Source organism: Streptomyces sp. H27-H5, from assembly GCF_026627505.1.
Taxonomy (GTDB): domain Bacteria; phylum Actinomycetota; class Actinomycetes; order Streptomycetales; family Streptomycetaceae; genus Streptomyces.
In genome coordinates, this window is sequence record NZ_JAPNLK010000032.1 from 36,291 (window position 1) to 49,791 (window position 13,501).

At 75.6% G+C, this 13,501-nt stretch carries 2 protein-coding genes; both read left to right on the forward strand.

Features of this window, described 5'->3' with window-relative positions:
- Window positions 1–50: 50 nt before the first annotated feature.
- Complete coding sequence (locus OTB19_RS17755) at window positions 51–4,631, forward strand: type I polyketide synthase (protein ID WP_267799244.1); 4,581 nt, start codon at window positions 51–53, stop codon at window positions 4,629–4,631.
- The gene (locus OTB19_RS17760) at window positions 4,628–13,453 is read left to right on the forward strand and encodes a non-ribosomal peptide synthetase (protein WP_267799245.1); all 8,826 of its coding nucleotides are present in this window, start codon (window positions 4,628–4,630) and stop codon (window positions 13,451–13,453) included. Before OTB19_RS17755 ends, OTB19_RS17760 begins: the two co-directional genes overlap by 4 nt.
- Window positions 13,454–13,501 lie beyond the last annotated feature (48 nt).

Genomic DNA, 13,501 nt, shown 5'->3' on the forward strand with positions numbered 1-13,501 from the left:
CGAACCCACGCACCGGCGCGGCGCCGCACCCACCCCTGACGGAGAACACCTTGAACGCACAGCAGCTTCTGCCGGAACCCGATGACCGGGCCGACGTCGAAGGCCGGATCGCCGTCGTCGGCATGGCGGGCCGGTTCCCGAAAGCCGATTCCGTCGACGCGCTCTGGGAGCTGCTGGCGGCGGGCACCGAGGCGGTCAGCCGGTTCTCCGCCGAGGAACTGCGCGCCGACGGGGTCGCCGAGTCCGAGTACGCCCACCCGCGTTACGTGCCGGCGAAGGGCGTCCTCGACGACGTCGCCGGCTTCGACTCGACGCTGTTCGGGTACGGCGCCCTGGAGGCCTCGGTCATCGACCCCCAGCAGCGCGTCTTCCTGGAGACCGCCTGGGCCGCCCTGGAGGACGCCGGGTGCGACCCCGACCGGGCGGCCGGGCCGATCGGGGTGTACGCGGGTTCGCTGCTGAGCACGTACCTCATCCACAACCTGCTGCCCCGCACCGATCTGCGGGAGAAGCTGGGCGTGCCGTTGCTGTTCCAGGGCAACCAGCCCGACCAGTTGGCCGCCCGGGCCGCGTACAAGCTCAACCTGCGCGGTCCGGCGGTGAGCGTGCAGACCGCGTGCTCCACCTCGCTGGTCGCGGTGCACCTCGCCGTGCAGAGCCTGCTCTCCCAGGAGTGCGACATGGCGCTCGCCGGCGGCGTGACGGTCACCGTGCCGCACCGCTCCGGCTACCTGTCGGTCGAGGGCGGCATCGAGTCGGCCGACGGCCACTGCAGGCCGTACGGCGCGAACGCGGCCGGCACGGTCTTCGGCAACGGCGCGGGCGTCGTCGTCCTCAAGCGGCTGGCCGACGCGCTGGCGGACGGGGACCGCGTGCACGCGGTGATCCTCGGTTCGGCCGTCAACAACGACGGCGCCGACAAGGCCGGTTACACGGCGCCGAGCGTGAGCGGGCAGAGCGCCGTGATCCGCGAGGCGCTGTCCGTCGCGGACGTGGCCCCGCGCAGCATCGGGTACGTCGAGGGCCACGGCACGGCCACGCCCATCGGGGACCCCATCGAGGTCGAGGCCCTGACGGCCGCCTACCGGGCGGCCGACGACCGGCCGGACGCCGCGCCCGGGGCCTGGTGCGGGCTCGGTTCGGTGAAGTCGAACCTGGGCCACCTGGACACCGCGGCCGGGATCACCGGCTTCATCAAGGCCGTACAGGCACTGCGCCACGGCCGGATCCCGGCCAGCCTGCACGTCGACGCCGCGAAGCCCGGCGTCGGGCTGTCGGGCAGTCCGTTCTTCGTGCCCACCGACCTCACCGACTGGCCCGTCACCGACGGGCCGCGGCGGGCCGCCGTCAGCGCCTTCGGGATCGGCGGCACCAACGCCCACGTCATCCTGGAGCAGGCACCCGCGACCGCCGGCGCCCCGGTGGGTGACGCCCCGGCCGGGGCGCGGGCCGACGTACCGGTCGCGCTGCCGCTGTCGGCACGCACCTCCACCGCGCTCGACAGTGTCGCCGACCGGCTCGCGGACCACCTCGCCGCGCACCCCGAACTCGCCCTCGCCGACGTGGCGCGCACCCTGCGCGACGGCCGGCGCCGGCTCTCGCACCGCAGGGTCGTCCTCGCCCGTGACACCGCCGGGGCCGTCGCGGCCCTGCGCGGCGGGGACCGCCGCGACCGCGTGGGCGCCCGCACCGGGCGCAGCGACGCGCCCGTGGCCTTCCTGCTGCCGGGACAGGCCGCCCTCGTACCGGGCACCGCCGACGGCCTCCGCCGCGCGCACCCGGTGTTCCGCGAGGCGCTCGACGAGTGCGCGCGGATCCTGCGTCCGCACCTCGGAGCGGACCTGACGGAGCTGCTGCGGGACGGTGACGCGGCCCAACTGCGCCGCACCTCGATCGTGCAGCCCGCCGTGGTCGCCCTCGGGTACGCCCTGTCCCGGCTGTGGGCCCACTGGGGCGTGCGCCCGACCGCGCTGCTCGGCCACAGCCTCGGCGAGTTCACCGCCGCGCTGCTCTCGGGGGTCGTCGCGCTGCCGGACGCGCTCGCGCTGGCCGCGACCCGGGGCCGGTTGATGGAGGAGATGCCGCCGGGCGCCATGCTCGCGCTGCCCCTGGGAGAGGCGGACGCGGCGGGGATCGCCGCCGCGCACGGACTGGACCTCGCCGCCGTCAACGGTCCGGCCGCCACCGTCCTGTCCGGGATTCCGGACGCCGTCGAGCGGGCCGCCGCCGCGCTCGCCGAGCGGGACGTGCGCGCGCTGCGCCTGCCCGTCGACCGCGCGTTCCACGGCGCCCCGTGCGGGCCGGCCGCCGCCCGGTTCGCCGAGGAACTGGCCGCCGTGCCGCTACACGCCCCGGGCATCCCCTTCCTCTCCGGGGTCACCGGCGACTGGATCACCGCGGAGCAGGCCTGCGACCCGGCGTACTGGGCCCGGCAGATGCTCTCCCCCGTGCGGTTCCACGACGGGCTGGGCCGGCTGCTCGCCCTGGACGAGGACCTGGTGCTGGTGGAGAACGGCCCCGGCAGCGTGCTCACCGACCTGGTCCGCTCCGCGGGCGCGGGCCCCGCCGAGGACGCCGCCGCGGCCCGGACCGGTGCCCCTCGTCTCGCGCCGGCGCCGCTGCCCTCGCGGGGGCGCCGCTCGGCCGACGACGAACCGGCGAGCGCCGTCCTCTCCCTCGCCGGGCTGTGGGCCCACGGCGCCCCCGTCGTCTGGGAGCCCGCCGGCGTCGACGCGCACCTCGCGGGCCTGCCCGGCTACCCGTTCGAGCGGCTGCCGCACTGGATCGAGCCCGGCCCGGCCGCCCCGGACGCGAGCGCAGCGTCCCCGGCCACCACTGCGGCCCCGGCCGAGGCGTCGGAGGCCGACGCGGTGCACGCCCGCATCGTGTGGCGTCCGCCGGGCCCCGGGGCCGAGGTGCCGGCCGACCCGTTCGCGCGCCGCCAGACCTGGCTGGTCCTGTGCGACGCCGAGGGCGCCACGCAGCCGGTGATCGACCTGATCACGGCGCGGGGACAGATCGTCACCGTCGTGCGGCCCGGCCCCGAGTACCGTCGGGTGCGCCGCGGCGTGTACGAGATCGACCCGGGCGACCCGAGCCAGTACGCGAAGCTGCTGGCCGACCTGCGCGGGCTGGTCCGCACCCCCACCGCGATCGTCCACGGCTGGGGCCTCGCGCCCGCCGCCGACGACGACGGGACGCGGGGGTACTTCGGCCTGGTCCGGCTGGCCCGCGCCATGACCGAGGCGAGCGTCGTCAACGACGTGCGCCTCGGAGTCCTCACGGCCGGCGCGTTCCGCGTCCTCGACGGCGAACGCCCCGACCCCGCGGCGGCCCTGCTCAGCGGCCCGGTGCAGGTGCTGCCCGAGGAGTACGCCAACCTCCGCTGCGCCCAGGTGGACCTCGCCCCGGGCGCCCGGCTCGACGCCGAGTCGGCCCTCGACGTGCTCCGTGCCGTCGTCGCCGCCCCGGCCCGACTGCTCGCGCTGCGCGGCACCGAGCTGCTCACCCGCGCCGTCGAGCCCGCCCGGCCCCCCGCCCCGGTGTCGTCCGTCGGGTCCGCGCCCGGCGCGGTCTGGGTCGTCACCGGCGGCTTCGGCGGCATCGGTCGTACGCTCGCCGGCCATCTGGCCCGTACCGCCGGAGCGCGCATCGCCCTGCTGGGCCGGCGCCCGGTGGCCGACGGGGACGAGGGTCCCGCCGCCGAGTTCGTCGGGGACCTGCGGGCCCGGGGCACCGAGGTGCTCTGCCTGCGGGCGGACGTCGCCGACGCGCACTCCCTCGCCGAGGCGCTGGAGCGCGTGCGCGAGACCTTCGGCGGCATCGACGGCGTCCTGCACGCGGCCGGTGTCCCCGGCGGCGGTTCCGTGGAACTGCGCGACGACGACGAGGCGCGTGCGGTGTTCGCCGCCAAGACCGCGGGCATCCGCAACCTGCTGGCCGCGCTGCGGCCGGGCGAGGCGGGCACGCTGCTGCTCTGCTCCTCGCTGGCCACCCTCGTACCCACCTACGGGCAGGCCGACTACGCGGCGGCCAACGCCTACCTCGCGGCGGCCGGCGAAGCCGAGGACGCGCGCGGCGAACGGCGCGTCATCACGGTGAACTGGGACATGTGGGCCTCGGTCGGCATGGCGAGCGACGCCGAGGTCCCAGCCGACCTGCGCGCCCTCCAGGAGCGGATGCTCGCGGGCGCCCTCACCCCCGCCCAGGGGACGCGGGCGTTCGCCGCGCTGCTCGAAGGCCCCGGCGGCCAAAGCGTGGTGGCCCGCGCCGGCGCGGAGGTCACGGACGACGGGACGCTGCGGCTGACCGCCGAGCCCGCCGCCGCCCGCCCCTCTCACACCCTGCTGCCGCGCCCGGAGCTGGCCACCGCCTACACCGCGCCGGGCACGCCGACCGAGGAGCGTCTCGCCGAGATCTACGGCGAGATGCTCGGCATCGACCGGGTGGGCGTCCACGACGACTTCCTGGACCTCGGCGGTCATTCGCTGCTCGCCGCGCAGGTCGTGGCGCGGTTGCGCGCCGAGTTCGGGGTGGACGTGCCCGCCCGGGCCTTCTTCGAGGGCGGCCGTGTGGCCGATCTCGCCGTGGACATCGAAGACCGTATTCTCGCCGACCTGGAGAACCAGTGACCGACTCAGCAGGCCGCCCCCCGGCAGACGCCGGACGCGCAGAGCGCCTGGCCCGGCTCACTCCGGAACAGCGCGCCAGGTTCGAGGCACGTACCCGCGGGAACACCGCCGGGCAGAGCGTGCCGGTCGCCGCACCGGTGACACCGCGGCGGCCCTCGGACGTTCCCGCGCCGCTCTCCTTCGGCCAGGAACGACTGTGGTTCCTCGATCAACTCACTCCGGGGCTCGGGGTGTTCAACGAGTACGTGGCCCTGCGGCTGACCGGTCCGCTGGACCGGGCGGCGCTGGACGCGGCGCTGAACGGCCTGGTGGTCCGACACGAGGCGCTGCGCACCGTCGTCGACCCCTCGGGCGAGCGGCCGATGCAGCGGGTCCTGGACCCGGCTCCGGTCTCGGGTCCGGGTTCGGAGCCGGTGCTCACGGTGGTGGACCTCGATCCCGGTGTGGCCGGCGGGATCGACGCCGCCGAGCGGGAGGCGGCCGAGCGGGAGGCCCGCCGGCCCTTCGACCTGGAGGGCGAGCGACTCTTCCGGGCCCTGTTGATCCGCTCCGCCCCGGACCGCGCCCTGCTGGTCGTGGTCAACCACCACATCGTGGGCGACGCCTGGTCGCGCGCCGTCCTGGTGGAGGAGTTGTGCGCGGGCTACCGCGCGTTCCGTGACGGCCGGCCGGGCGGCGCCGGCGGCCCGCAGGGCGGGCCCGAGCCGCTGGCCGTCCAGTACGGCGACTGGGCCGCACGGCAGCGCGTCGAGCTCACCGACGAGGCGCTGGCGCGGCCGCTCGACTACTGGCGCGAGCGGCTCGCCGACGCCCCGCCGCTGCTCTCCCTGGCCACCGACCGTCTTCGCCCCGCCACCCCCTCGCACCGCGGCGGTCGGGTGCACCTCACCCTGGACCGGGAGCTGACGGAGGGCATCGAGGAGGCCGCCCGACAGGCCCGGGCGACGCCGTTCATGGTGACGCTGGCCGCCTGGCAGGCGGTGCTGATGCGGCACTCCGGGCAGCAGGACGTGGTCGTCGGCGTGCCCACGGCCGGTCGGGACCGTCCGGAACTGGGCGGCATGGTCGGCATGTTCATCAACACCCTGGTGATGCGCACCGACCTGGCCGGGGACCCCACGTTCGGTGAGCTCGTCGGTCGGGCGCGGGAGACCGCGCTGGGCGCCCTCGCCCACGCCGAGGTGCCCTTCGAGCGTCTGGTCCGCGATCTCAGCCCGGACCGCGACCTGAGCCACGCGCCGCTCTACCAGGTGCAGTTCGGCTACCGGAACGTGCCCGCGCCCACGATCTCGCTGCCCGACGTGGCCGTCGAACTCGTCGACCTGGACAACGGGCTGTGCCGCACCGACCTCAGCCTCGAACTCGCCCGCTCGGGAGACGTCACCACCGGCGTCTGCGAGTTCAGCGCCGACCTGTTCGACGCGGACACCGTGCGGTCCTACACCGAGACCCTGGAACGCGTCCTGCGGCGCGGTACGGCCGACCCTTCGCTGCCGCTCTCCGGGCTGCTGGCGCTCACTCCCGCCGAGGAGGCTCTGTCGGCGCTCGCCGGCGACGGCGGACCGCTGCCCGCGGACGCCGAGGACGTGCTCGTGTCCCTCGCCCGCGCCGTGCGCGAACGGCCTGACGCGCCCGCCCTGTTGTCGGGGTCGGACCCCGACGGGCCGGCGCTCGCCTACGGCGCGCTCGACGCGCGGATCGAGGAGATCCGGGCCCGGCTGCTGGCCGCGGGCGTCCGTCCCGGGGACCGGGTCGGCGTCTGTCTGCGGCGCGGCGCCGATCTCGTCGCCGCGCTGTTCGCCGTGCTCCGGACGGGAGCCGCGTACCTGCCGCTCGACCCCGGGTATCCGGCGGAGCGGATCCGGTTCGTCCTGGAGGACGCCACCCCCTCGGCCGTGCTGGTGCACGCCGGCACCCGGGACGTCGTGCCGTCCGGGGCGCCGCTGCTCGACCTCGACGCGGCCGACACGGACACCGGGGCGCCCGCGCCCGTCGCCGACGGCGGGTCGCACGACCCCGAGGCTCCCGCGTACGTCATCCACACGTCGGGCTCCACCGGCAGGCCCAAGGGCGTGGTGGTGCTCCGGCGCAACCTCACGGCGTTCCTCGCGGCGATGGACCGGATCGTCACGGGCCGGGACGACGCGCGGGCAGCCGCCGGGGCGGACACCGAGCCGATCACCTGGCTCGCCGTCACCAGCGTCTCCTTCGACATCTCCGTGCTGGAGCTGCTGTGGACGATCAGCCGCGGCCACCGGGTGGTCGTGAGCCCCGACGCGGGGACCTCCGCGGTCGTCGCACGCCGGGCCGCCGGGCCGGCGCCGACCGCGGTCGCGCCCGCCGTCGTACCGGAGTTCAGCCTCTTCTACTTCTCCAGCGACTCCGAGGCGCACGCCCCGGGGCCGGCCCAGTACCGGCTCCTCATGGAGGGCGCCCGGTTCGCCGACACCCACGGCTTCAGCTCCGTGTGGCTGCCGGAGCGGCACTTCCACGCGTTCGGCGGGTCCTATCCGGCGCCGTCGGTGCTGGCCGCCGCCCTGGCGCAGAGCACCGAACGGATCGGGATCCGGGCCGGCAGCGTGGTGCTGCCGCTGCACCATCCCGTCCGGGTCGCGGAGGAGTGGTCGGTCGTCGACAACCTCTCCGCGGGCCGGGTCGGGCTGTCCTTCGCCTCCGGTTGGCACGTGGACGACTTCGTCCTCGCCAAGGACGCCTACGACGACCGGCAGAAGCTCATGGTCGAGGGCATCGACGAGGTGCGGCGGCTGTGGCGCGGCGACCGGGTCGCCTTCGAGGGGCCCTCGGGGCGGAGCGTGGACGTGGCGGTCATGCCGCGTCCGGTCCAGCCGGAACTGCCCTTCTGGCTCACCTCGTCCGGCAACCCCGAGACCTGCCGCAAGGCCGGCGAGATCGGCGCGCGGCTGCTCACGCACCTGCTCGGCCAGAGCGTCGAGGAGCTGACCGAGCGGATCGCGATCTACCGCGAGGCCTGGCGGAACGCCGGTCACGCGGGTGAGCCGCACGTGACGCTGATGCTGCACACCTTCGTCGGCGACGACGCCGAGGACGTGCGGGCACACGCCCGACAGCCGTTCCGCGACTACCTGCGGTCCTCCGTCGGGCTGATCGAGAAGATGGCGGCCACCCTCGGCATCGACGTCCGCGCCGACGACTTCAGCGCCGACGACCAGGAGGCCCTGCTCGACCACGCGGCGGCCCGCTACCTCACGGACGGCTCCTTCATCGGAACCGTCGAGGACCGCCTGCCCCTCCTGGGGCGGCTCGCGGGCGCGGGCGTCGACGAGGTCGCCTGCCTCGTCGACTTCGGTGTCGACCCCGACGCGGCGCTCCGCGCGCTCACCGGCCTGGCCGCGCTGCGCGAGACGGCGCTGCACCGCCGCGACGCGGTACCCGCGACGGAGTCGGAGGGCGGGCGCCTCACGGACGTCGAGGAGGTCCCGCTCACCTCGCTGATCCGCGCCCACGGTGTGACCCATCTCCAGTGCACCCCGTCGTTGGCGCGCGTCCTGCTGGACGAACCGGACGCCGGGGCGCTCGGCGGGCTGCGCCGGCTCCTCCTCGGCGGGGAGCCCCTGGACGCGGACCTCGCGCGCCGGTTGCACGAGCACCTCACCGGCACGCTGCTGAACATGTACGGGCCGACCGAGACCACCGTGTGGTCCACCAGCGATACCGTGGACCCGGTGCGGGGCGCCGTCACCATCGGCCGCCCCGTCGCCGGGACGACCGTACGGGTCCTGGACGAACACGGCCGCCGCACGCCCGTCGGCGTGCCCGGCGAGCTGTACATCGGCGGCGCGGGCGTGACCGCGGGCTACCTCGGGCGCCCGGAACTCACGGCCGAACGCTTCGTGGCGGACCCCGCCGCGGCGTCCAGCTCCGACGGCGCCGGATCGGCCGTCGCCCGCCTGTACCGCACGGGTGACGTCGTCCGGGTGCGGCCCGACGGCCGGTTGGAGTACCTGGCCCGCAACGACGACCAGCTCAAGATCCGCGGTTTCCGGATCGAGGCCGGCGAGGTCGAGGCGGCGCTGACCGCCGTGCCCGGCGTCCGCCAGAGCGTGGTGACCGCGCACGGGATCGGCACCGCCCGGGCGTCCCTGATCGGGTACGTGGTGCCCGACTCCCCGGACTCCCCTCCGGCGGCCGCCGACCTGCGTGCCGCGCTGGCCGCCCGGCTGCCCGCCTTCCTCGTTCCCTCGCGGTTCGTCGTGCTGGACGCGCTGCCGTTGACGAGCAACGGCAAGGTGGACCGGGGCGCGCTGCCGGCGCCCGACACGGACCGCGCCGTCGGCGGCGCGTACGTCGCGCCCTCCACCCCGACCGAGAAGCGGATCGCGGCCATCTGGCAGCAGGCCCTCGGGATCGAACGGGTCGGCGTCCACGACGACTTCTTCGAGCTGGGCGGCCACTCGCTGCTCGCCACCCAGGTCGTCGCCGGGATCAGGCGCGCGTTCTCGACCCGGCTCCCGCTGCGCACCCTGTTCGAGGCGCCGACCGTCTCGGCCCTGGCCCGCGGCGTGGACGCGCGGGCGGACGGCGCCGCCGACGGCGCGGAGCCGTCGGAGCGGCCGGCGGCGCTGCTGCCGGACCCGGCGACCCGCCACGAACCGTTCCCCCTCACCGAGGTGCAGCGCGCCTATTGGATCGGCCGCAGCGGCGCCGTCGGCGGAGACGTGTCCTGCCACCTGTTCGTCGAGCTCGATGTCGACGACGTGGACCTGGACCGCCTCGAAGGCGCCTGGCGGTCCCTCGTCCGGCGCCACGACGCCCTGCGCCTGGTCGTCGACACGGACGGCACCCAGCGCATCCTCCCCGAGGTGCCCGACTACCGCATCGAGCGCGCCGACCTGCGCGAGCTGCCGGCCGCCGAGCGCGAGGCACGTTTGACGGCGATCCGCGACACGATGTCCCACCACGTGCTGCCCGCCGAGACCTGGCCGCTTTTCCAGATCCGGGCGAGCCACACCGACGGGGGCGCGGCCCGGCTGCACTTCAGCATCGACACGCTCATCGCGGACGGTGGCAGCGTCCAGATCCTGCTGCGCGAGCTGCTCGCCGTCTACCGGGGCGAACTCGTCCCGCACGCGATGGAGTTGTCCTTCCGCGACTACGTCATGGCCGAGCAGGCCCGACGCACGGGGCCCGGGCACGAGCGTGACCTCGCCTACTGGCGCGAGCGGCTGGACACCCTGCCGCCGGCGCCCCCGCTGCCGCTCGTCAAGCAGCTCGGGGAACTGGCCGAGACCCGGTTCCGGCGGCGCGAGGCGCACCTCCCGGCCGAGCTGTGGTCCCGGCTCAAGGCACGGGCCGCCGCCGCCCGGATCACTCCGTCGGCGCTCGCCCTGGCCGCGTACGCCACCGTGCTCGGCACCTGGTCGTCCAGCGACCGCTTCACCCTCAACCTGACCCTCTTCAACCGGGTCGGCGACCATCCCGAACTGGGCACGCTGGTCGGCGACTTCACCGCACTCAGCCTGCTGGAGGTGGACCGCGCGACCAGCGGCACCTTCGAGGAGCGGGCGCGCGCCCTCCAGGAGCGGCTCTGGGAGGACCTGGACCACCAGCTCGTCAGCGGCGTGCGCGTGGCCGGCGAACTGGCCCGCCGGCGCGGGGTGGCCGCGGCGGCCATGCCCGTCGTGTTCACCAGCGAACTCGGCGCGGCCGACGCCGGCGGCACCCCGCCGGCCGGGCTCGGAGCGCGGGTCGCGCACACCATCACCCAGACCCCGCAGGTCTGGCTCGACCACCAGATCAGCGAGGACGAGGGCCGGCTTCGGCTCACCTGGGACGCGGTGGAGGCGCTGTTCGCACCGGGGACGCTGGACGACATGTTCGGCGCGTACACCGGGCTGCTGACCGCGCTCGCGACGGACACCGACGCCTGGGACGACCCGCATCGCGAGGTGCTCCCCGACGACCAGGCCGCCCGGTACCGGGAGCTCAACGCCACCGACGGACCGCTCCCGGACGGCCTGCTGCACGAGCCGTTCCTCGACCGGGCCCACCGCTCGCCCGGCCGTACCGCGGTGATCGCGGCGAACGGGACCCTCACCTACGGCGCGTTGGAGGAGGCCTCCCGGGCCGTCGCCCACGCCCTTCGCGCGGCCGGGGTCCACCCCGGCGACCTGGTCGGGGTGGTCGCGGACCGGGGCTGGGAACAGATCGCCTCGGCCATCGGCGTGCTCCGCATCGGGGCGGCCTACCTCCCGCTGGACGACGGCCTGCCGGCGGCCCGCATCGCCGGTTCGCTGCGGCACGCGGGGGCCTCGGCCCTGCTCGTGCCCCCGGCCGCGTCCGTCCACGAGCGCGTCCCGGACGGCGTCGCCGTCGTCCGCTTCGACGAGGCGCTCGCGTCCGCCGGCCGCGACGCGGTGCTCGAACCGGTGGCGACGGATCCCCGCGACCTCGCGTACGTGATCTACACCTCGGGTTCGACCGGGGACCCCAAGGGCGTGATGACCGATCACCGGGGCGCCCTGAACACCGTCGTCGACATCAACGAGCGCTTCGGGGTGACCTCCGAGGACCGGGTGTTCGGGCTGTCCTCGCTCGGCTTCGACCTGTCCGTGTACGACCTCTTCGGCACGTTCGCCGCGGGCGCCACCCTGGTGCTGGCGGGACCCGACGAGGACCGCGACCCGGTGCGCTGGAACCGGCTCGTCGGCGAGCACGGCGTCACCGTCTGGAACTCCGTGCCCGCGCTGATGGAGATGCTGCTCGCCCACACGGCGGGCAACGGCGCGGCCACCGCCGAGAGCCTGCGCCTGGTCATGCTCAGCGGGGACTGGATCCCGGTGGGCATGCCCGACCAGGTCCGGGAGGTCGCCCCGAAGGCGCGGGTCGTCAGTCTCGGCGGCGCCACCGAGGCGTCCATCTGGTCGGTGCTGCATCCGATCGACCGCGTCGACCCGGACCGGTCGAGCATCCCGTACGGGCGGCCGATGCGGAACCAGACGATGTACGTCCTGGACGAGGCGTTCCGGCTGCGTCCCACCGGACTGCCCGGCGCCCTGTTCATCGGCGGCGCGGGGCTGGCCGCGGGCTACCGCAACGCGCCGGAGCTGACCGCGCGGGCGTTCCCCACGCACCCCGTGACCGGGGAGCGGCTCTACCGCACGGGCGACCTGGCCCGTCTGTTGCCCGACGGCGACCTGGAGTTCCTCGGCCGGCAGGACTCGCAGGTGAAGGTGCGCGGCATGCGCATCGAACTGGGCGAGATCGAGGCGGCCCTGGTGCGCACCGACGGGGTGCGCGAGGCCGCGGCGCTGGTCGAGGGCCACGGCACGGCCGCCCGTCTCGCGGCCTACGTGGTCCGTGAGGCGGCGCGCGCGGTCGCCGATCCGGCGGCGCGGCCGTCGGACACCGGGACGGAGCCCGGCGCGTCGGGGGTCTTCGGAGCCGAGCAGGCCCGTCTGCTGGAACGGCGGTTGAGCCAGCCCGGCCGCCGCGCCGACCTCGCGGGCCGTGAGATCCTCCCGTTCGTCCTGCCCGCCGACACCCTCGCCCTGCGGGCGTCGGCGGCCGGTCGGGGCGCGGCCGGCTCCTTCGGCGCCGGCCCCGTGCCCGCGGCCGACGTGTACGCGCTGCTGACGGCGCTCGCCCGACAGGACGACGACGGTGTGCCCCGGTACGCCTTCGGCTCGGCGGGCGGCCTGTACCCCGTGCAGACCTACCTCGCGGTGGCGCCGGGCAGGGTCACCGGGATCCCGGCGGGCGTGTACTACCTCGACCCCGCGGGCCCGGCCCTGGTCTCGCTGGAGAGCGGTCCGGACGCCGGTCGGGCGCTGGACCCGGCACTGTTCTCCGAGGCCAACCGGGCGCTCGTGGCGGGCGCCGGGTTCGGGATCTTCCTCGTCGCCCGCGACCGCGCGGTGACACCGGTGTACGGCGAGCTGTCCGACAGGTTCTGCCTGTTGGAGGCCGGTGCGATGGCGCAACTGCTGCGTCAGCGGGCCGCCGACTGTCGTCTCGGGCTCTGTCCGATCGGTGACGTGCACGCGGAGCCGCTGCGCGCGCTGTTGCGGTTGGAGGAGGACCAGAGCGTCCTGCACACCCTGGTGGGCGGCCTGCCCTCGGGCGCCCCGGCCTCGGCCTCCGGGCCGGCGGACGACGCGCACGACTGGGCACTGGCGCTGCGCGCCGAACTGGCCGCGCGGCTGCCGGGGTACATGGTGCCGCAGCGGGTCCGGGTGATCGAGGCGCTGCCGCTGTCGGCGAACGGGAAGGTGGACCGCAAGGCACTGGCCGCGCGGTCGGCCGCACCGATGGCGACCCCGCCGGAGGTGGCCGCACCGGTCACGGCCGCGGCGGCCCCGGCCCCCGTGGAGCGGGCCGTGCTGGTGGCGCGTTCGACGGGCAGCACCATCGACCGGCTCGTCGCGCTGTGGCGGGAGGTTCTGGAGGGGCAGGAGTTGGGCATCGACACGAACTTCTTCGAGTCGGGCGCCACGTCCATCCACCTCGTCCGCGTCCAGCGCCGGGTCACCGAGGAGTTCGGCCGGGAGGTGTCGGTGGTCGAGATGTTCGACCGGCCGACGATCCGCCACCTCGCCGACCTGCTCGACCGGCCGGAGGCCGACCCTGCGCCGGTGCGTCCCGTGACGCGTCCGGCCGATCCGGAGGCCGTCGCCGAACCGCCCACCGTCACCGACCGCACCACCGGCAATACCGGCACCACGGGCACCACCGGCACCACCGGCACCACCGCCGACGAGTCGGTCACCGACCGCAGGCAGCACCACGAGAGGCGCCGCGCCGCCCGCCGGCGAGGCGGCTCCGGCACCTCGCCGGCCAACTGAGACCGACCGGCACCTCGCCGGTCGGTCCGACCCGCGGCCGAGAACGCC